The 19925-nt window shown below is 58.1% G+C and carries 19 protein-coding genes; 16 read left to right on the top strand and 3 right to left on the bottom strand.

Annotated features, from left to right (window positions below):
* Position 1: 1 nt before the first annotated feature.
* Positions 2-397, bottom strand: a complete 396-nt coding sequence (locus MOV14_RS02735; RefSeq protein ID WP_318537703.1) for a 4Fe-4S dicluster domain-containing protein — start codon at positions 395-397, stop codon at positions 2-4.
* 94 nt (positions 398-491) lie between these two features.
* On the opposite strand from MOV14_RS02735, the gene MOV14_RS02730 reads away from it, so the two are divergent.
* The 5 genes from MOV14_RS02730 to MOV14_RS02710 all read left to right on the top strand — a co-directional run bounded on the left by MOV14_RS02730 (position 492) and on the right by MOV14_RS02710 (position 4764).
* Positions 492-1610 (top strand): CBS domain-containing protein, encoded by a 1119-nt coding sequence (locus tag MOV14_RS02730; protein WP_318537702.1) that lies wholly within the window; start codon positions 492-494, stop codon positions 1608-1610.
* 399 nt (positions 1611-2009) lie between these two features.
* Positions 2010-2366 carry a hypothetical protein gene (locus MOV14_RS02725; protein ID WP_318537701.1) on the top strand — a complete coding sequence of 119 codons (357 nt, stop codon included), beginning with the start codon at positions 2010-2012 and terminating at the stop codon, positions 2364-2366.
* Positions 2347-3153, top strand: coding sequence for an ATP-binding cassette domain-containing protein (locus MOV14_RS02720; protein ID WP_318537700.1), 807 nt, complete (start codon positions 2347-2349; stop codon positions 3151-3153). The genes MOV14_RS02725 and MOV14_RS02720 overlap by 20 nt, the downstream gene beginning before the upstream one ends.
* Positions 3154-3319: 166 nt before the next feature.
* Positions 3320-4063, top strand: coding sequence for an ABC transporter permease (locus MOV14_RS02715; RefSeq protein WP_318537699.1), 744 nt, complete (start codon positions 3320-3322; stop codon positions 4061-4063).
* A 56-nt stretch (positions 4064-4119) separates the two neighbouring features.
* Positions 4120-4764: a phosphoribosyltransferase gene (locus MOV14_RS02710; protein WP_318538119.1), complete on the top strand. Its 645-nt coding sequence runs from the start codon at positions 4120-4122 to the stop codon at positions 4762-4764.
* A gap of 12 nt (positions 4765-4776) precedes the next feature.
* Here the strand turns inward: MOV14_RS02710 and MOV14_RS02705 are convergent, their stop codons facing one another.
* Complete coding sequence (locus MOV14_RS02705) at positions 4777-5850, bottom strand: L-threonylcarbamoyladenylate synthase (RefSeq protein ID WP_318537698.1); 1074 nt, start codon at positions 5848-5850, stop codon at positions 4777-4779.
* 154 nt (positions 5851-6004) lie between these two features.
* Between MOV14_RS02705 and MOV14_RS02700 the strand changes: the two genes are divergently transcribed.
* The 8 genes from MOV14_RS02700 (at position 6005) to MOV14_RS02665 (ending at position 15459) form a co-directional block, all read left to right on the top strand.
* Positions 6005-6703: a dolichol kinase gene (locus tag MOV14_RS02700; RefSeq protein ID WP_318537697.1), complete on the top strand. Its 699-nt coding sequence runs from the start codon at positions 6005-6007 to the stop codon at positions 6701-6703.
* Between the two features lie 155 nt (positions 6704-6858).
* Positions 6859-7518 (top strand): peroxiredoxin, encoded by a 660-nt coding sequence (locus MOV14_RS02695; RefSeq protein WP_318537696.1) that lies wholly within the window; start codon positions 6859-6861, stop codon positions 7516-7518.
* Between the two features lie 93 nt (positions 7519-7611).
* The gene (locus MOV14_RS02690; protein ID WP_318537695.1) at positions 7612-8937 is read left to right on the top strand and encodes a DNA double-strand break repair nuclease NurA; all 1326 of its coding nucleotides are present in this window, start codon (positions 7612-7614) and stop codon (positions 8935-8937) included.
* Entirely contained in the window at positions 8921-10534 is a 1614-nt protein-coding gene (locus MOV14_RS02685) for an ATP-binding protein (protein ID WP_318537694.1), read from the top strand. Before MOV14_RS02690 ends, MOV14_RS02685 begins: the two co-directional genes overlap by 17 nt.
* Positions 10535-10536: 2 nt before the next feature.
* A complete protein-coding gene (locus tag MOV14_RS02680) occupies positions 10537-11700 on the top strand; it encodes a metallophosphoesterase family protein (RefSeq protein WP_318537693.1) in 1164 nt (387 codons plus the stop codon).
* On the top strand, positions 11694-14231 hold the full coding sequence (locus MOV14_RS02675) for an AAA family ATPase (RefSeq protein ID WP_318537692.1): 2538 nt from the start codon (positions 11694-11696) through the stop codon (positions 14229-14231). The genes MOV14_RS02680 and MOV14_RS02675 overlap by 7 nt, the downstream gene beginning before the upstream one ends.
* A gap of 34 nt (positions 14232-14265) precedes the next feature.
* Complete coding sequence (locus MOV14_RS02670; protein ID WP_318537691.1) at positions 14266-14709, top strand: RpiB/LacA/LacB family sugar-phosphate isomerase; 444 nt, start codon at positions 14266-14268, stop codon at positions 14707-14709.
* 21 nt (positions 14710-14730) lie between these two features.
* Complete coding sequence (locus MOV14_RS02665; RefSeq protein WP_318537690.1) at positions 14731-15459, top strand: family 16 glycosylhydrolase; 729 nt, start codon at positions 14731-14733, stop codon at positions 15457-15459.
* Here MOV14_RS02665 and MOV14_RS02660 read toward each other — a convergent pair.
* On the bottom strand, positions 15456-16121 hold the full coding sequence (locus MOV14_RS02660; RefSeq protein WP_318537689.1) for a DUF554 domain-containing protein: 666 nt from the start codon (positions 16119-16121) through the stop codon (positions 15456-15458). The two genes, MOV14_RS02665 and MOV14_RS02660, sit on opposite strands and share 4 nt — an antisense overlap.
* A 229-nt stretch (positions 16122-16350) precedes the next feature.
* On the opposite strand from MOV14_RS02660, the gene MOV14_RS02655 reads away from it, so the two are divergent.
* Genes MOV14_RS02655 through MOV14_RS02645 form a run of 3 tightly spaced genes read left to right on the top strand, consistent with a single transcriptional unit; the run spans position 16351 to position 19849 of the window.
* Entirely contained in the window at positions 16351-17343 is a 993-nt protein-coding gene (locus tag MOV14_RS02655; RefSeq protein ID WP_318537688.1) for a pyridoxal-phosphate dependent enzyme, read from the top strand.
* Positions 17322-18383, top strand: coding sequence for a DUF1611 domain-containing protein (locus MOV14_RS02650; RefSeq protein WP_318537687.1), 1062 nt, complete (start codon positions 17322-17324; stop codon positions 18381-18383). The genes MOV14_RS02655 and MOV14_RS02650 overlap by 22 nt, the downstream gene beginning before the upstream one ends.
* Positions 18383-19849, top strand: a complete 1467-nt coding sequence (locus tag MOV14_RS02645) for a hypothetical protein (protein ID WP_318537686.1) — start codon at positions 18383-18385, stop codon at positions 19847-19849. The genes MOV14_RS02650 and MOV14_RS02645 overlap by 1 nt, the downstream gene beginning before the upstream one ends.
* Positions 19850-19925 lie beyond the last annotated feature (76 nt).

Here is a 19925-nt window from a genome sequence, read left to right as displayed (position 1 = left end):
TTCACCTCGAGAGCGCGAGCACACCGTAGGGGCAGTAGCTTGTGCAGTAACCGCAGTGGACGCATATTATAGGCTTGTTGCTCTCGTAGTCCCACATGACAGCCCCGATGGGGCAGGCCCTCGCGCAGTTCCCGCAGCCGATGCACCTCGCAGAGTTGAGGATCACGCCCCCTCCCTTACGCTTAACCAGAGCACCCGTCGGGCACGCGGCGGCGCAGGAAGGCTCCTCGCAGCCCCGGCAGACGACGACCTTAAAGCCCCTCTCCACGCCGCCTATGCTTGCGACATGTATAGCGGACTTCGCCAAACCCCCCTCGCCGAAACGCCTGGAGCAGGCGAACATGCACGACATGCACCCAACGCACTTGTCAACATCCTGAACGACAAGCCTTGCCACGCTAAATCGAATGTTTTCCCCAATAAAATACCTTCTTACGTAAGACCAGATAAGAACGAGGTTTTTATACGAGCCCCGTGCTATTAAACATGTTATGAGCGACCTTCACTTGAAGCATTTTCTCGTTGAGCTCGAACCCCTCTCCCACAACCAGACGGTCTCCGTCGCCGCCGACAGAATGTGGCGCTACGAAACCCCCGTCGTCCCGGTCGTCGACGATGAAGGTAAGTACGCTGGGATCGTCTCGATATTCTCCATCCTCCGGACGCGCGTTCAAGGCGAGACGAAGCTGAAGACTGTTGCCGAGAAAGCCCCCACCGTAGCACTTCAATCAGACCCAGTGCAGGTGGCAAGGCTCCTCACGAAGACGGGTCTTCCAGGCTTGGCGGTGACCGAGGACGACAGGGTTGTGGGAGTCATCTCGGCCAGGCGCGTCATATATTTGCTAAACCTTGCCCCCCGTGTCCCCGCGAAGCACTTCGCGTACCCCCTTGAGCCCCTGAAGGCGGATGAAAGCATTGAGAAAGCCAGGAAGGTGATGGCGGAGGTGGGGCTTAGGCTCGCACCCGTCACCTACGAGGAGAAGCTCGCCGGAGTCGTGAGGGTCTACGACCTTGTAAACCTCATTTACAACACCCCTCTCCGCAGAGACAGGCTCGGGGAGGTCAAGGGCGATGTCGAGTACTTCCTCTCGCAGCCGGTCTCGAAAATCATGCTGCCAGCCACCAGGGTCCTGCAGGTGGATCACGTTCCAAGCAGGGAAGACATCGCCGAAGGCGCTGTCGTGGTCGACTCAAATGAAAGAGTCGTGGGAGTCATCTCACCGTACCTCTTCCTGCGCAGGCTCCTACCCAAAGTTGAGGAGGCAAAGCTCCTCGTGAGGGTAGAGGGGGTTGAGGAGCTGGACTTCATTGAGCAGAACCTCGTGCTCAGGAAAGCGCTCGAGACTGCGAGGAGCGTCGCCGAGAGGGCCAACCTCCTGAGCCTCGACGTCGTGGTCAAGCCAAGGGAGAAGGCCGGCGACAGGCGCAGGTTCGACGTGCAAGTGTCGATCAAGCTGGACAAGGGCGTGCACTCCGCGTCCTCATCCGGCTGGGACGCCGTGCAGGCGGTTTACGACGCTCTCGAGGCCGCCTACAAGAGCTTCGCGAAGACAAAGGACAAGAAAAGAGAACGCCGCATAAACCTCGCTAGGCTTAGGAAATTCTCGTAAATTAGGAATTCTATCAAACTGAAACAGAAGATTGAAGTAACGAAACCATACATTTGTTAATGCGAAAACAATTGAGAGGTAGGGAATAAATTCATGTTAAATAGAGGAGTTGAGATTTGCGTAGCTGGTATTTCTGCTGGGGAAGCGGAAAAAGGCTTGCTCCTAAGACTTGTCGAGAAGCTTAACGAGCTAGGGATTAGCGTGAGAAAAGTGCTGGCGGTGTTTTCACCTAAAGGAACAACTGCGGTCAAGTTCCCCCTTAACCAGTTAACACGTGTTGATGCAGTGGGTCTAATGTGGCAAGATGGGGATGAAGCCCGTAGGCTCCTCGGTTTCCTGCACAGCGTAGTGGAGACCTTTATGTTGATCAAAGGGTTAGCCCAGTAACTTCCTAGGTGGATGTTGGAGGGATTCGCCACGTACGCTGCGGTTCAAGCCCTCAGGTTGCACGATGAAGCGCTGGCCAAGAGGGCTGAGGAGGCGCTCCTCGCCACGCCACCTGTCAGCAGAGAGGAGCTTGAGAAGTGGAGCGCTGAGTCGCATTTTCAGGTTATCCAAGTGGGTAGCATGTCGGAGCTTTCGCAGCAGCTGGCAAGCGTGATGCCGGTACTTGTCTCTCACCTGCTGGGTGGGGACGAAAAGTACTATGCATCTGCCTATGTCTACGTGAGAGAGCTCGCGCAACAATGCAGCGGTAATCTCCTCGATCTGCTTACGTGCCTGAGGAGGGAGGTGAATGAGCCGGATTCCCGGTAAAGCGTCGGTGAGCGCCGAGTCTCTGTCAAAGTACACGCTCAGAGGGCTAACGTTTCACGCTGAGGCGCCGGGCGCCCTGTTGGTTCTCGGGCCGAACGGCTCCGGCAAAACCACCCTGCTGAGGCTCATCGCGGGAGTTCTGAGGCCGGAGAGGGGCCGCGTGCGAGTGATGGGGGCAGACCCGTTCCGCGACCACTGGGTCAGGGGCTTCGTGTCCTTCGCAGCCGAGATGCCGCAGGCCGATGCTTTGGAGACGCCTGCGGAGTACCTTCGCTTCTACGCCGCTACGAGCCCGAGGGAGGTTCGAGGTAGCGTCGAGGATGCTGCCGAGCAGCTCGGGCTCAGGGACCTACTCCGGAAGAGGCTCCACGAGCTGAGCGCGGGGCAGCGGAAGCGAGTCGAGCTCGCAAAGCTCCTCGTCAGGAGAGCCCCGATAATGCTCGCCGACGAGCCAACCATGGCACTCGATGTTGAGTACAGGGACAGGGTCTTGAGGCTGCTGAAGAATCTCTCCGAGGAGAGCCTCGTCGTAGTTGCCACGCACGACACAGGCTTGGTCAGCGAGCTGGGCGGGGCAGTCTTAACACTGGGCGGCCAGGTTAAACAGGGAGCCGGTATCGCAGGGCAAACGTTTTGCGCTGAAGCCAAGGCGGTCACCGATGGGGCGACCTTCGCAAGGCTGGGGGAGCTGGCTGTGGAGGGCGTGGGGGTGGAGGTGGAGGTAGACGTGGAGAGGTTGCTATCACTGCTGGGCGTCGACATCAAGGGGCATACACGGCCGTCGTAGCCAGAGCACCTGAAGGGCTCCCGGCGGGAGCTCGGGTGATCCATCACGAGGGCCCTGTGCCGGTCAAGGTCAAGGCCTGCGCAGACCAGCCGGGGAGGTTGATCTCCTTTCTCGCGAAGGTGGCGGAGCGAACCCAGATCGAGGATCTAAGGGTAGGGCGGCAAGAATGAACTCCGCTCGCTTGCTCGCTGCTGTGTACGCTCACACGCTGACCAGGCTCCTGAAGCGTAGGAGCGAGGTTATAGCGGCGCCGACCCTCTCGGTGATCCTCGAGTTCGCGCTACTCCCTTACGGCCTGATGCTCTACGGCGGGGCACTGCAGTTCCACGTTGTTGTCGTCACAGCTCTCGTGGCGACCTCTACTCTGGGCGCGGCCCTCGCAGCCGCAGTTCTCCACGTGGTCGAGTTGCGCCTAGGCTTCCTCGACCAGATCCTCCAGGTTCCGCTTCCGCGCCACATCGTCCTAATCGCGAGGGCGTTAGCGGCGGTGACCGCGGCGCTTCCCCCCGCCGTTCTCTCCGTACTCCTGTCCCGGGCCTACGTCTCTGTGACAGTCACCTTTATCGCGGTCGCGCTCACGGCATCGATACTGGCCGGTTTGAGCCTCGTCGGACTCGCCTCCCTTGTTGGATCACTTTCGAAGGACATATCAAGGGCCTCCTTTGCGGTGTCCCTAGCCTCTTCGGCGCTCACGCTGCTCAGCCCCGTGTACTTCCCTCTCTCGGTCTTACCCCATTGGCTCGCCGTGCTTCTGCTTTTCAACCCTTTAACGCCCGCGATCGAGCTGACTCGCTCGGTGGCGCTAAGAGGCGCGCTGGACGTCACCTGTGCTGTGGCTCTGCCTGTGTCGAGCGCAGTGTGGCTCACCGCTGGCACCGTGGCCTTGAAGCGCAGGATAGAGGAAGCCTAGCGCGCCGCGCGAAACCGATAAAGCTCCGAGAGTAGTGTAGGGGGCTTGAGTAGGTGATGGTTGGGATTTTCCGCGACCGGGTCCACGCGGGCAGGTTGCTCGCTGAAAAGCTGGGCGGCTCCGTAGACCCCCACGCGAGCGTCGTCCTCGGAATACCTAGGGGAGGCGTCGTCACCGCTTGGAGCGTGGCCAAGAGACTGGGCGCGCCGCTGAGCGTCATCGTCTCGCGCAAGCTGAGAGCGCCGTACAACCCTGAGCTCGGCATAGGGGCTGTGAGCGAGCACGACGCTGTCTACGTGAACTGGGAGCTCGTGCGGGAGCTGGGGGTGAGCGACGAGTACCTTAAGGGGGAGATAGAGCGGCAGAAGAAGAGAGTGCACGAGTACGTGGCGAGGTTCAGGGGCGGCGCCCCCCTGGAGCTGAGAGGTTTGACGGCGGTTATCGTGGATGACGGCGTCGCGACGGGTGCTACCGTCATCGCGGCGGCGATGGCCGCGAGAAACGCCGGTGCCGCTAGAGTGGTTGTCGCCACGCCTGTGGTCGCCGAGGATGTCGTGGGCCTGGTGGCGAGGCACTGCGACGAGGTTGTCTGGGTTTTGAGGCCCGCAGTGCTGTGGGCGGTGGGCATGTACTACGAGGACTTCAGCGAGGTGAGCGACAACGACGTCCTGCGTGCCCTTCGCGGCTCCGCTGTCAGTTGAGCCGGGGCAGGCTTAGCCTCTGATGACTTTGAACCCTGCGGCCTTCCTGAGCCTGTTCATCACGGTGAGGCCGAGGCCCCTCTCCTCGAAGCCCTCGGCTACGATGAAGTCAACACCCTCGCGGTCCAAATCCCTGAGCGCGGCGAACAGGTTCCTGGCGACGATGAACATGTTGCTACGCGGGCCGAGGCTTCTCACAACCCCCACCCCTTCGTAGAAGCTCGCCGTCTCGTCGCTGCAGAGCACGCCGACCCTCAGCCCGCTCGCCTTCTTGCTGAGAGCTATCTCCCTCACTACCCGGGCGAGCCTCGATAGCTCGGAGTAGTCTTCAAGCTCCACAACCACCATTTCCGCCCTTGGTGCGTAGTGGCGGTACCTGGTTCCTGGAGCCAGAGCTCTGTCTGCCTCGCCTAGACCCCTGGCGAAAGGCGGGATAACCAGCTTCACACCGGCTACCCTCTCGATGTCCTCTACAGGCAGAGCTCCCGGACGTAGCAGGACCGGGGGGCTCTGCGTCACGTCGACGATAGTTGACTCCACGCCGTGCAGAGTGTCCCCCGAGTCTATGACCGCCTCGATCTCGCCCTTGAAGTCCTCAAGCACGTGCTCCGCGCGGGTGGGGGAAGGCCTTCCGGACTTGTTGGCGCTTGGGGCCGCTACCGGCTCGCCGACTTCTTCAATGAGTGACAGGGCCACGGGGTGCGCGGGCACGCGGACGGCAACCTTGGGTAAACCAGCTGTGACCTCGTCTAGGACGCTTTCGCTTCTGTGGAGGATGAGCGTGAGGGGCCCCGGCCACAGCCTCTCAGCGAGCCTGTAGGCCACCTCCGGGATCTCTCGCGACACGCTGGGTAGCCAGTCGGGGGAGGCAAGGTGCAGGATTAGTGGGTTGTCCGGGGGCCTCCCTTTAACCCTGAAGATCCTCAGCACGGCATCCCGCCTGCTGGCGACAGCCCCGAGGCCGTAGACGGTCTCGGTTGGGAAAGCCACAAGTCCTCCTTCCTTGAGGATAGCGGCAGCTACCCTGACGAGGTCCCTCTCTGGTTTAAGGGGGTTTATCCTGAGGATCAGCGTCTCAGCGACCAAAGCGGGTCTCGAGGTCGGAACCGTCATGTTTTTATATAGTTTTAACTGATAGGAAAACGCAGTCTGTAGTTCTTTGAACCTCGTGGGAAGATTTCGTCAATTAACGTATTTTAAAAAAGCAATTGTTATATACTAGAAAAGCGGAGATGCCCCGATGCATCCCATATTAAGTGAAATATTGAACGCGGTACTACTACTAGCGTGGGTTCTATTCGTGGTCATCGTCATAGCGCGTGTAACCTACAACTACTTCGCCAAGCGCGAAACCCACAAGGTCGCGATATACTATGCCAGGAAGGTCATACACATATTGGCCGGCGGCCTTGTGGCCCTCCTTATCGCCTTATACCCCCTCTTCGAGACCCCACTGGTGCCTTTCGTAATGGGGCTACTCCTAGCCGTTTTCACGTACATTCCCCACAAAACAGGTAAACTGATGTACTGGTTCCAGGACCCCGACAACATCTACGAGGTCGACTTCTGCATAATGTGGGCCATATTTATAACGCTCGGGTGGTTTGCGGGGAAGCAGCTCGGCTACAACAGCCCCTTCCTCTTCGGCGCTTTACCGCTCCTCTTCATGGCTGTAGGCGACGGGGTGACGGGCATCGTGAGGAACGCGCTCTTCAAAAGGAGGGTCAAGCACTGGAGCGGTAACCTGGCGATGTTCATAGTAAGCGCGGCGATGGCGCTAGCCCTAAACTTCGGCCTCTCAGGTGTTTTATCTGCGCTCGCCGCCAGCTTGGTGGAGCGAGTCGAGTACCTGGGTGGCTTAAGGCTGGATGATAACATTACGGTCCCGATTGCCTCGTTCGCGACACTCTACGTGCTACAGTTAATGGGAATTTTCTAACGCTCCTGCCCGTAGAATATGTGTTCTTTACACTTTTTCTCGTATTCAAGTGCTAGCGAACTCATACCTTAAGTCATTCTGAATGAAAAGTTCGAAAAGTAAACCAAAAGGTTTATTAGCTCCTATTACAATTTAGAAGCGCTAAGGTGAAAAGTATGGCTGAAGGGAGGATACCGCTCCTAGGAGAAAAAATCCCAACGATGGAGGTGAAGACCACACACGGCGTCTTTAAATTCCCGGACGACTTCAAAGGAAAGTGGGTTGTCCTATTCTCGCACCCCGCCGACTTCACACCTGTCTGTACGACAGAGTTCGTGGCTTTCCAGAAGAGGTGGGATGAGTTCCAGAAGCTGAACGTCCAGCTCATCGGGCTGAGCATCGACCAGGTGTTCAGCCACATCAAGTGGGTGGAGTGGATCAGGGAGAAGCTTGGCGTCGAGATCAAGTTCCCCATAATTGCGGACGACACGGGTGAGATAGCGAAGAAGCTCGGGATGATCCACCCAGGCAAGGGCACGAACACGGTGCGCGCGGTCTTCATCATCGACCCTAACGGCGTCCTCAGGGCAATGCTCTACTACCCGCAGGAGCTCGGAAGGAACATGGACGAGATCCTGAGGATGATCAAGGGCCTCCAGACGGCTGACAAGTACGGAGTCGCTATACCCGCTAACTGGCCCAACAACGAGCTAGTAGGTGACCACGTTATCATACCGCCTGCGGCGGACGAGAAGACAGCGAAGGAGAGGCTCGAGAAGGCTGCTAAAAAGGAGATCGAGTGCTTCGACTGGTGGTTCTGTCACAAAAAGATTTAAAAATTAAATCCTGAATTTTTTATTTCTACGTAACGTTTTCGCTTTCATAATTATCTGCAGGAGGGTTATATACTTGTAAAGCTAGCTCTTACTGTGCCTGAGTTTCTAGACCTGTTGCTTGATGAGGTTAAGCGCAACCGAGAAGAGCTGGCAAAGGTTGCGGGAGGCTCCAGCACCACAGCGGAGTGGTACAGGGAGCTTGTCCAGAGGAAGTGGAATCGCTTCCCCGAGCGAGACCTGGAGAGCCGGGGTGTTTACGCCGTCGATAGCAGTAGCGGCACGGTGGAGTTGGCTGGTGGAGGGGTTCTTGTCGTAGCGCGCTCGATAGCTCTCGGAATAGGAGGGTTGCAGAAGAGGCGCTTGCGCCTGGAGGCTTTCTACCCTAAGGATCTGAGAGACTACGAGGACTACTTGCGGCTCCTGCGCGAGCACCTTGAGCACGAGGTGGCGCTTGACGCCCTCGAGATGGATCCTGAGTTCATACTCGTGGACGGCTCGCTGTACGGCAGGATGATACACGTGCTGAAGGAGGTTGAAATACAGGATAGGGAGGATTTCATGTTCGACTACGTTGAAGCCTACAGCGATTTCCTCAGCGCTGCTCTCAGGAAGGGGGCGGTTGTCGTGGGCGTCAGCAAGGATTCGAGGTCGACTCTTTTCAAGGAAGAGGTTCTCAAGGAGCAGGTTTTGCGCATTGCCCGTGAGCACGGTCTTGACACTCAAGAGATCCTCAAACTGTGGTCTGGGCTTAGGCGGAGGCCCCGCGAGGTAGTAGAGGAGGTGAGAAGGAAGACCAGCTCCGGAGCGTATCCCGCAGAGCTCTACAAGTTTTTCGAGGAGGCCAGGTCTCCTGTCCCCGACTCGAAGATCCTGTACCACCTGAACCTGGGGAGTGGGTACACGACGCCCCTCCTCCTCAAGCTGTCGAGGGTCCTGGCAGGCCAGCTTGACCTCGTGCTCGACGACGGCTCGGTTGACCATGTGGAGAGGCTGTCGAGGGTCTTTCAGAAGACGCGTGACAGGATTGGCTCTAGGTTTGAGGGTAGGGCTAGGGACCTCATCTCGAGGCTTCGGAGCTACCCCCCTGTTGCCATGTTTTACGTAGTCTTCGAGAGCGGGGAGGACCCTGTGCGAGTGGATGTCGTGGCGAGAGACATTAGCGCGCTGAGCGGGGCTAACGGGCTTCAGGGGGATGCGGGTCGCTTCATGGATGATAAGCCTGAGAGCCTGCTGAGAGTTATCGCCCTGCTGAGGGGGATGTACGCGGGGATCAGGGGCTACAACGTTCTTCTGCTTGAAGCTGACCGGAGGGTTAAAATCTCAGACTCCACACTTGACACTTACCGTGGGGTTCTGATGCGGGAGCTCGGCTTGTTCTTCCTCTTGTCGAGGGGTGAGAGGCGTGTACACTACCCTTGAACCGATCGGGAGGATCGTCGAGGAGGCTACACCGGAGAGCTTCGTGTTCGTCACGACCAAGGAGGGGCACCCGCAGAAGTTCGAGTACGTCGTAGTGAAGTCTAAGGAGAGGTTCGGAGGCCGGCTGCAGGAGGTCAGCGTTCTGGCTCAAGTAGTCGGAGTAGTGTCGAGGAGCAATGCCTTCACGTCGAAGCTGGACCTAGCGACGCTCGAGCGAGTGTACAGCGCAGGAGTGGATGACTCGAACATACTGTGCATGGCTAGAACGCTGGGCTTTCTAGCCGAGGAGAACGGCAGGAAAGTTGTGCTGATGCCGAGGCGCGCTCTATTCCCGGGCAACCCGGTTTACCTGGCGCCGGACGAGCTCGTGAGGGACTTCTTCTCGTATGACCCAGACGAAGGGTTGCACATCGGGAGTCTCGTCTCAAGGCCGTCCGTGCCCGTTTACCTGAGCGTCAACGGCTTCAGGCGGCACGTAGCGGTCATAGCTCAGACCGGCGCAGGAAAGTCGTACACGGTCGGCGTCATCCTCGAAGAACTCCTGAGGCTTGGGGGCACAGCGGTGGTGATCGACCCGCACGCGGACTACGTTTTCCTAAGTCGCACGAGGGACATGAGGAGGCACGAGTTTTCAAGCAGGATCCAGATCTTCAGGAACCCCAACAGCACGGGGAGGTACTCCCCGGATCAGCTGGACAACGTTCACGAGCTTATCTTCAAGCTCTCGGAACTGGACGGCGACGAGGTGGCGGCCATAGCGGGCATACCTGAGAGCTGGGCGAACGTGAGGAGCGCTGTAAGAGAGGCGGTGAGGGCCCTCAGGGAGGAGAAGAGAACCGCGTACGGGGTTAACGACCTCCTCGCAAAGCTCGACGAGATGGCGAGGTCCTCGGAGAAGAAGAAGAGGGAGGCAGCAAGCAGAGCGTACAACCACCTGCATAGCCTCGTCAAACTCCGCGTGTTCGGGGACAGAACGACGCCGCTGAAGGACGAGATTCTGAGACCCGGCCACGTCTCTATCCTCGACCTTTCAGGCTTGAACGACGCGAGCCAGGACTACATCGTAAGCAGGGTTCTGGAGGGGCTGTTTAACCTGAGGGCTACCGGCCAATTCCCGTACCCGGTATTCGTGGTGGTTGAGGAGGCGCACAGGTTTGTCCCCAGCAAGGCAGCGAAGAGGAGGACGATGTCCGCGGAGATCATTAACACGATCGCCGCCGAGGGGAGGAAGTTCGGCGTCTTCCTAATACTCGTGACGCAGAGGCCCAGCAAGATAGACGCCGACACACTCAGCCAGTGCAACAGCCAGATAATCCTGAGGATAACGAACCCGCTGGACCAGAGAGCTGTAGCGGAGTCGAGCGAGAGGCTGGGGGAGGAGCTCATGCGGGACCTGCCGGGGCTCAACGTCGGCGAGGCCGTGATCGTGGGTGAGCTCACCCGTATACCTGTGATCGTCAAAGTGCGCGAGAGGATGACTAGGGAGGGTGGAGCAGACATAGACCTAGTCGAGGAGCTACGTAAGACCCGCGAGGACCTGAACCTGACGGCGCCGAGGCTTCCTCCACCTGTCCGAGGGGGATTTGCGGAGGTGTGAGCATGATAAGGATCGTGCATACGGCCGACAACCACCTTGATCCTAAGCTCGGCCTCATGGGTCCAAAGGCGCAGGAGAGGAGGCTCGACTTCTACAAGTCCTTCTTGCGGGTCATCGACTTCGCCCTGAGCGTGAAGCCTCACGTTCTCCTGATCACAGGCGACCTTTTCGACTCGGTTAACCCTAGAAACCCTATACGCACGCGGGTTCTGCAGGCCTTGAGGAGGCTTAGCGGCGAGGGCGTCAGGATTTTCGCGGTAGGGGGGAACCACGACATGCCGCGCTCGCAGGAGGAAGGCATGTCCCCCCTCAGCGAGCTCGAAGCCGCAGGCTACGTGACGTTCTTCTCGGATACCGTCGAGTTCGGAGTGGAGCACCTCAGCGTCGAGGGCTTCGACGTCGCCGTGGCGGGCATATCATACGATCACACGATCGAAGCAACGGAGAACCCCCTTCGCTACCGCAACCTCAGGATTCCTGTCGAGGGCGATGTCAACATAGCTATGCTGCACTACAACTTCGCGGGCTTTAAGATACCGAAAAGCTGGTCTGCCCCAACGATAGCACCCGAGGATGTACCCGAGGGGCTCCACTACCTGGCCCTCGGCCACATACACGCCCACTCCTACACAACAGTTAGAAACGCCCTCGTTGTCTACCCCGGGAGCACCGAAAGGAGGAGCTTCAACGAGGAGACCGACGAGAAGAAGGGCTTCGTCTACGTGGGGCTCAACCCGAGGTCGGGGGCGTCTCTGAGCTTCGAAGAGGTCCCCACGCGCAGAATGAAAACAGTCTACGTCGAGCTCGAAGAGAGCGTGGAGAACCCCGTCGCGCGTGTGGTCAGCTCGACCCCTCCGCCCGACCCGCAGATGATCATCCGGATCGTGGTTTCGGGTAGAATCCCCCTTGAGAAACTCTCGAGGTACAGTAGGGCGGAGATAATGAGGAGGCTTGAAGACCGCTTTTTCCTGGTCACGATCGACGACTCAGACCTGAAGTGCGTCCTTAAAGAGGTGCGCGTGACCCTCGACGCAACGTCTCCAATAGAATCCTTCAGGCGCTACATGGAGGAGGCCATAAAGCAGTCCTCGGGTTATGAGGCGGAGATCGTGGAGAAGGCCCTCAGCAGGGGGTTGGAGGTCCTGCAGGAGGTGGGAGCGTGGTAGTCATCAAAAGTATCAGGGCGGTCAATTTCAGGAGGCTCAGCATACCCGACCCCTTACCCCTAGACAGGGGATTCATAATAATCAGGGGGCCCAACGAGGCAGGGAAATCCACGCTCATCGAAGCCGTACTCTTCGGGATCTACGGCGACCACCAGGCAATAGGCGCTATCAGGGGCAACCCTCAGAGAGGTTACGCGGAAGTCGTGAACCACAGGTCTCGCAGAGCGCTGGTCGAAGTTGAGTTCGAGGTTGAGGGAAAGAGGTTCAGGGTGGCTCGCGAGCTCGAAAGGGATGGGGACTCGATCAGGCAGGTGAGCGCCAAGCTGATCGAGATCACGGGTGGCGGAGAGAGGCTGATCGCAACGGGGGTTAAGGCAGTGAACGAGGAGGTCCAGCGCATTATCCGCGTCTCGTGGCGTGAGATGCTGTCGACGAACATCGTGGCGCAGAAGGACCTCGAGAGGATAATCGAGATGAACAAGGGTGACCGAGAGAAGATAATCAACCTGATGATGGGGCTTGAGAGCTACAACAAGGCCATGCAGCGGCTGGACGAGGAGAGGCGCGACAAGGAGAGGAAAAGGGAGGACCTCGCGAGGACCGTCGCAGAGCTTGAAGGGAAAATAAGGGAGCTAGAGGAGCTGAGGAAAAAAGTCGCTGAGTGGAGGGACCTATTGGAGAAGACTAGGGCTGAAGCTTCGAAGCTGCTGGAAAAAGAGAAAATCCTTAAAACCGCAAGGAGCTACCTAGAGGATCTTCGCAAATTTATGGAGCGCAGGCAAGAGCTAGAGAGGAAAATTGAAGCAGTCGAGAGAGAGGCGAAGACCATTCAGGACTACCTGGCGAACTCCGAGAAGAGCCTTAAGGACCAGGAGAACGACCTCAAATCCATAGGCGAACAGAAGCCCTATCTGCAAAGGAAGGTCAAGGATCTGGATGACGAGATCAATCAGGCTCAAAGCACGCTGGAGCAGCACTCGAAGCTACTGGCTGAGATCAAGAGGTACTACGATACGCGGGAGGAGATACTGGCGAGGATAAAGCAGCTCGCCGAGCAGATATCCGAGGCTGAGCTCGAGGTCAAGCGACTGGAGCTGGCCCGCGAAGAAGTCGAGAATATTAAAAGGCAGAAAGCGGCGCTGGAGCAGGAGCTGTCCAAGGTCAGCACTCCGGTCTGGTCCAAAGTAGGGGTAGCTGTATCCCTAGTATCCGCTCTGCTCTTCCTTGCGCTTAGCCCCCTGGTCTCTGTAGTTTCCATTCTAACCGGAGCTGTGCTTGCTCTAAGTGGTTTTCAGCTGAAGGCGAGAAGACAGCACGCAATAGCGTCTCAGGCGATGAAGCTTGACTCAGAGATAAAAGCCAAGGAGGCTCTGACATCCCGCCTAGATCGCGAGAAGAGCAGGTTGGAAGAGCTCACGAGGGAGAAGAGCAGTCTCGAGGACAAGGTTAGAAACCTGGAGGCTTCAATATCCGAAATTGCCTCGAAGTCTGGCCTAGAGGAGTTGAAATCACCATCAGACGTAGTTGACGTCGTCGAGGGAGAGGTTGAGCGCCTGAAGGCCCAGGTTGAGGAGCTAAGGCAAAGCAAGTCGAAGCTCGAAGCGGAGATAATGGCTCTGGAGAAGAGAGAGCAGGAGCTGAGAAGAAGCATTGAGAGGACGCGAAGCGAGATCGACTCGCTGAGGCTCAGGCTCAGCCAGCTCGCAGAGGAAAAGAGTAAGGTTGAGGCAGAGCTTAAAAGCATGTCGCCTCCAGAGCCACCTGAGGAGCTGTTAGGTCAGCCTAACTACATCGACGGTGCTTCTAGAAACCCAACCCTTGAATCCGTCAATGATGCTCTGAGGCGCGTCGACGAGGAGCTAAGCGACGTCAGCCAGAGGCGGGCAAGACAGGAAGAGACCATCAAGAACCTGACCGAGAGAATTAGTGAAGCCGAGGAGAAAATACTCCATCTGGACGAGCTAAAGAAGAACCTTGAAACCATGCGTACCGAGCTGCAGAAAATCGAGGAAGATGTGAAAGTCGCTCAGAAGGCTATTGAGGCCATGAGGGAGATCTCTAGGAAGAGGCGGGAGGCCTTCGCGCCGAGCGTTGAAAACCATATGAGCAATATTATCTCATACTTCACGGGCGGCAGGTACCGGGCTGTTCGGCTCGACCCGGAGACCTACGATATAGAAGTCTACGATACCGAGGCTGGAAGGTGGCTGAGGAGAGACGTGTACTCGGGCGGCACGAACGACCAGTTCCTCCTCGCCATGAGGATCGCTTTCACGCTAACCCTGCTCCCCGGGGCTAAGGGCTCCTACCCCCGTTTTCTGGTTCTCGACGAACCCCTCGGCTCCTCCGACGTTGAGAGAAGGGAGCGTATAATGAGGTACTTCAGCGAGGAGCTCACCAGGTACTTCGACCAGATCTTCCTCATAACCCACGTTGACGTAGACGAGCCCCCCAATTCAACTGTGGTTCACGTAGAGGACGGGAGGATAGAGCGCGTGGTAAGAGTAAGCGGTAGCATGGAGGAAATTTAACGCAAATAAACCCCTCTTGGAAGTATTAAACTGTATGAGAGTCGCTGTTGGCTCAGATGACACGTACTATATCGCTCGCTTCGTAGCAGACGAGCTCGAGAGGAGAGGTTTTGAGGTCATCCGCCTTGGCTCACTGGCAACCGGGAAGCCCTACCCATGGCCCCAAGTGGGCTTGGAGGTCGCCAGGCTGGTCGCCGAGGGGAAAGCCGATACAGGCGTGGTTATATGCTACACCGGCACGGGGGTCAGCATCGCAGCGAACAAGGTTAAGGGAGTGAGGGCGGCCCTCTGCTTCGACGCGAAAAACGCCAGGGGGGCTAGGCTCTGGAACGACGCAAACGTCCTCGCCCTGAGCGCCAGGCTCCTCTCAGAGGAGGTCGCCAAGGAGATCCTTGAGGAGTGGTTCTCCGTGAGGGAGCCGGATCCCTCCGAAAGGGAGAACATCGAGTTCCTTAAAAGAGTTGACGCGGAGGGGTGAGGGCCTCTGGCCAAGGGCTTCGTGAAGGACGAGAAGTCGCTCTTCGACGACTTCGAGGAAAAGACCCCCTACTGGGACTACCGCGTCGACAACTACGCGTCAATAACCGTCAGGGACAGCAAGGCCATTCTCTGTAGCGGTCCAACCGAAGCTCTCTACTACTCCAACGCCGAGATCTCTGACGGGAGGTTCGACGATCTCCCCTGGGAGGAGAAGACGTTCGAGGCCAAGATCAGGATGACAGACCTGCACTACGGCTCTGCAGGGTGGGGCTTCTGGAACCACTCGATGGTTTTCGACCTGAGCATGCCTATATGGTTCATACACCTTCAGAGCAGGGGTCCGTACCTCTTCCAGGGCTTCTTCGCCCAAGCCGACACGGGCTTCGTGCCAATAAAGCTGTACAGGGGCTCCCTACTCATCCCTAGCCTGCTCTCTAGGGCTACGGGCGGCGCCATAGGCGTCACCATATACAGGAGCAAGCCGGTTTTCCCCGACTTGGATCTCAGGGAGTGGCACGTGTACAGGGTGGAGTGGCGGAGCGAGAAGGCTAGCTTCTACATAGACGACGCGCTCATCGCGGTAATCCCCCTCAGCAAGAGAGCAACCTCGAAGGCTAGAGCTGACGTGTGGATCGACAACGCGGTTTTCGGGTACAACCGGCGCGACGCTGGGCAGGTCTACAGGCACCTGACGCAGGAGAACAGGTCCAGGTCCTGCGTCGAAGTGGACTACGTGAAAGTCTACTAGAACGTCAGGAGGAGCGGAAGGACGGCGGCGTAGAGTAAGGCGGGTAGGCCGTCGGCTACCTTGATCTTCTTCAACTCTAGGAGGTTTAAGCCCACGCCAACGAGCAGAACACCACCCGCGGCTGTCACCTCTCTAACAGCAAACTCCGGGAGAACCTGACCCGCTAGCCAGCCGACAAGCGCGAGAGAGCCCTGAAAGAGGAAAAGCGCGGGAGCACTGAAAAGAACACCGACGCCCAGCGACGATGCCAAAGCTACGCTCACCACGCCGTCCATAACCGACTTCGCGAGGATTATCGAGGGATCACCCATTCCGTCCCGTAGCGAGCCGACGATAGTCATTGGTCCAACGCAGAAGGTGAGGAAAGCCGCCATGAACCCCTCAACGAACCTGCCGTTGCCCCGGCTGTACCTGCTCGCCACCCTCTCAATGCCATCATGTATTCCGAGCGCGCCCCCCGTGGCGGCGCCGAGTATCAGCGAGAAGAGCAACGAGACCACTCTCTCGCTCTTCAAGGCCATTGAGAGCCCCAGAGAAATCGTAAAAAGCCCTACAACCTCTGGGAGAAATCTTACAACTCTACCGGGGATTCTTTTACCAGCGAAGAGCCCGATGGAGGAGCCCGCCAGGACGGCAAGTGTGTTTACGACCGTTCCGAGCATCGGAGCCTCTACGCAGGCGCATTAAAATCTTTCACTCCCCCGTGGAGGTAAACCTTTCAGACGAAGTTGTGCCTGTGAAAGTTACCTCACCACAGGCGACGGTGCGATGCTTAAACTCTCCAGCGTTTATTTCCCACTTCCACACAGAGAGACCACCTTTTCTCTATACTCATCCGAGTAGAGTCACATTAAAACCTCTGGGATGAAAGCGCGTGTATGAGGGTGAAAAGTGGAGGTGGATGATGACTCATCTAGTAAACAGCTCTTAGCCAGGTTGCTGGGGCTCCAAACCCCCCTTCTCAGGCTCCGCTCCCTCAACAGGCTTCTCGGCTTCGACGGCGCTCCCGTGTACGTGAAGTACGAGGGTACAAACCCAACCGGCACCCACAAGGACCGGGCGGCGAGGGCTCATATCGCCCGTGCAGTCGACCTCGGTATGGACACCATTACTGTCGGCACCTGCGGTAACTACGGCGTAGCAATATCCTACTTCGCGAGGCAAGCCGGTCTACGCGCCGTGATCTTCGTCCCTAAATCCTACGAGAACAGCAGGGTCGAGGAGATGAAGAGGTACGGCGCGCACGTGGTATTCGTGGAGGGCACCTACGAGGAAGCCGTCGAAATCAGCTCTCGCGCAGCTAGAGCCAACGAGTGGTACGACGCTAACCCTGGAACAGAGTCCGATGAGGTGAGCACGGAGGCTTACAGCTCTATAGCCCGCGAGATAATCAGCGTCCTTGGCGACGCGCCATACGCTGTCTCCGTCCCCGTGGGCAACGGCACAACGCTCGTCGGCATCTACCTCGGCTTCCTCCGCGCCTACCGCGAAGGCGAGGCGACGAGAATACCCAGGCTCATAGGCGGAACAACGAGCCTAGGCAACCAGATCGCGGCGAGCTGGAGGAGGGGGTCCGCGGAGCCCATCGCCCTGTCGAGGTCCGAGGTCAGGGAAACCCCGGTAAACGAGCCACTGGTAGCCTACAAGTCCTTCAACGCCCTCGAAGCCCTTGAAGCCATAAGAGTGACAGGAGGCAGGGTTTACGAGTTCAGCGACGAGGATATGCTGGAGATGGCCATGCTCCTGAGGGTGACGGAGAGAATCAGCTCACTCCCAGCCTCTGCCTCATCTATCCTAGCTCTAAAGAGGCTTCTGGCTGAGGGGGAGGTTGAGGGCCCGCTTGTCGCGGTGGTAACAGGGAGATGGAGGCGCCTAAAGCACTGATCCTTGCCGAGGGCCTCTTCAGGTCAACCGACGGGAAAACCGCGCACGGGCTCGTCAGGAAAAGCCTGCGGTACAGGATAGTCGGCGTGATCGACAGCACCCTAGCGGGCCGCGACGCCGGTGAGGTTTTAGACGGGAGGCCCCGCGGGATCAGGATCTACAGGAACCTGGACGAGGCCCTGGCAGAGCACCCTGACACAAAGTACCTCATCATCGGGGTGGCCACCCCTGGAGGCAGGCTCCCGGACCTCTACAGGGAGATCGTCAGGAGCGCCATACTGAGAGGTATAGGCATCGTAAACGGCCTCCATGAGTTCATAAGCGACGACCCTGAGCTCGGCCCCCTGGCCAGGCAGATGGGGGTTGAGGTGATTGACGTCAGGAAGATCTTCTACAACACGAGAATCTTCTACACGGGGAAGATTAAGGACGTGAAGGCGCTCAAGGTGGTCGTCGTAGGCACGGACTCCGCCATCGGCAAACGCACGGTGGCCCATATGGTGGCCGACGAGCTAAACGCTAGAGGGGTGAAGACCGTATTCATAGGCACGGGTCAGACAGCGTGGATGCAGGGCGCGAAGTACGTGTTCGTCCTCGACTCCGTTGTGAACGACTTCATACCCGGCGTGCTGGAGGACGTCGTCTGGAGGGCGTACACGGAGGAGAAGCCTAGGGTCCTTGTCGTCCCCGGGCAGGGCTCACTACTCCACCCTGTATTCCCCGGGAGCTACGAGATCCTGAACCTCCTCAAGCCAGAAGTGGTCATCCTGCAGCACGCTCCGGGTCGGAAGACACTGGATGGCTTCCCAGAGTACCCGATGCCCCCTCTAGAGAAGTACCTTAAGCTGATAGAGCTGATCACAGACAGGCCCGTCTTTGCGATAACCATCAACACGGAGAACTTGACGCACGACGAGGCAAAAAGGGTTGCCGCAGAGCTCGAGGCGAAGCACGGAATCCCCACCGTCATCCCGCTACTAGAGGGCGTGGGGCGCCTGGTAGACCTGATTCTCGAGCGCTTCCCCGAGGTGAAAGGCTAGTGTCGGAAAGGCTAAAGTGCTTCGACAAGATCGTTGTAGGTCCAGTCGCCGTCAAGCCCCGCTCTGCCAGGGTTAAGTACGAGCTACACTTCGACGGCGTCAGAAAGGAGTACACGCTCATCCAGTCGTACCCCGAGAGCGTGGACATCAGAGGGTTCGCCGAGATCTCTACCCTAGCGGGCGTTGTGCCCGCCATAAACTACGGCCTCTTCGCGGACACGATCCAGTTTAAGGCCCCTATCCACGAGCTCGACTACAAGTTTATCCTGGACATGATGGACGTCACAGCCCGCGACATATTCGTGAACAGGATTCTGAGCAGGACAGACCTCATCAAGGAGGAGTTTATACCGAGCGAGGAGGAGGTCACTCCGGAAACCGCGAAGCCGCGCGCGGAGGTGCAGGTCGCCGAAACCTTCCAGGGCAGCGACGTAGACTTCGAGCCGGACTACTCCAAGTGCGTGGTGATGTCCTCCGGGGGGAAGGAGAGCCTGCTAACCTACGGGTTACTCAGGGAAGCCGGCTGCGAGACCTACCCGTACTTCGTCAACGAGGCGGGGAGGCACTGGTACACCGCTCTTACCGCCTTCAGGGCGCTGAGAGAGACGGACCCGAAGACAAGGAAAGTGTGGACCAACGTAGACAGGCTCTTCGCGTTCATCGAGAAGAACATGAAGATCGTCGTCCCTAACTACTGGAGGAAGAACCGGGAGATCTACCCCGTTAGGCTCTTCTGGTACGCGCACTACATCTTCTCAGTCCTGCCTCTCGCCGCCAAGAACAATGTCGGGAACGTCGTGATGGGAAACGAGTTCGACGACCCCTCAGGCCTCACGTTCGAGTACAAGGGGATCAGGCACTACTACGCCACCTACGACCAGTCTCTGGACTTCGACCTCTACATGACGGACTGGATGCAACGGCGGGGGATCAGGGTGAAGCAGTGGTCCCCCCTGAGGCCCATAAGCCCCATAATCGTCCTGAGGATACTGTTCAACAGGTACCCGGAGCTCTCCGTGCTCCAGACAAGCTGCCACTCCACGCACATCGAGAACGGCGTCGTGAAGCCCTGTGGGACATGCTTCAAGTGCAACGGCGTACTCCTCATGATGCTCGCCGAGGGCATCGACCCGACGCTGATAAGGTACGACAGGAGGCACGTGGAGACGCTGCCCGAGCGAATACAGAGAGGCCTCGTACGCCTCGAAGAGTCCCTCGTCAAGCATTCCCTCTACCTCATCAGCCAGCGCGGGCTCTGGACGCTACCCGGAGCCGAGCCGGTGTGGCACGTCGAGATGATACACTTCGACAACGTCAACGCCAGGCCCGACTTCATACCCTACAGGGAGCTCCGCCGGAGGATCCTGGAGATCTACGAAAAGTACGCGAGAGGTTACGTGAAGCTGGAGGGGTCTAAGTGGAGACCCCTGAGCGAAAAGGAGGTAGAAGAGATTAAAAACACATGACAACGGAGTAAGTAATACTCTATTTTAGTTTTCCCCTTTTCCGGTTACGTTTGCTCCACGTTTTCCTACCTCGCAG

This window comes from Infirmifilum sp. NZ, assembly GCF_022693705.1.
Taxonomy (GTDB): domain Archaea; phylum Thermoproteota; class Thermoprotei; order Thermofilales; family Thermofilaceae; genus Thermofilum.
The sequence above is the reverse complement of the archived record's forward strand: the minus strand, read 5'-3'. Positions and strand labels throughout refer to the sequence as shown.

Coding starts and splice junctions, on each gene's coding strand:
- MOV14_RS02730 (WP_318537702.1), top strand. CDS start 492: ATGAGCGACCTTCACTTGAAGCATTTTCTCGTTGAGCTCGAACCCCTC.
- MOV14_RS02725 (WP_318537701.1), top strand. CDS start 2,010: ATGTTGGAGGGATTCGCCACGTACGCTGCGGTTCAAGCCCTCAGGTTG.
- MOV14_RS02720 (WP_318537700.1), top strand. CDS start 2,347: ATGAGCCGGATTCCCGGTAAAGCGTCGGTGAGCGCCGAGTCTCTGTCA.
- MOV14_RS02715 (WP_318537699.1), top strand. CDS start 3,320: ATGAACTCCGCTCGCTTGCTCGCTGCTGTGTACGCTCACACGCTGACC.
- MOV14_RS02710 (WP_318538119.1), top strand. CDS start 4,120: ATGGTTGGGATTTTCCGCGACCGGGTCCACGCGGGCAGGTTGCTCGCT.
- MOV14_RS02700 (WP_318537697.1), top strand. CDS start 6,005: ATGCATCCCATATTAAGTGAAATATTGAACGCGGTACTACTACTAGCG.
- MOV14_RS02695 (WP_318537696.1), top strand. CDS start 6,859: ATGGCTGAAGGGAGGATACCGCTCCTAGGAGAAAAAATCCCAACGATG.
- MOV14_RS02680 (WP_318537693.1), top strand. CDS start 10,537: ATGATAAGGATCGTGCATACGGCCGACAACCACCTTGATCCTAAGCTC.
- MOV14_RS02670 (WP_318537691.1), top strand. CDS start 14,266: ATGAGAGTCGCTGTTGGCTCAGATGACACGTACTATATCGCTCGCTTC.
- MOV14_RS02660 (WP_318537689.1), bottom strand. CDS start 16,121: ATGCTCGGAACGGTCGTAAACACACTTGCCGTCCTGGCGGGCTCCTCC.
- MOV14_RS02650 (WP_318537687.1), top strand. CDS start 17,322: ATGGAGGCGCCTAAAGCACTGATCCTTGCCGAGGGCCTCTTCAGGTCA.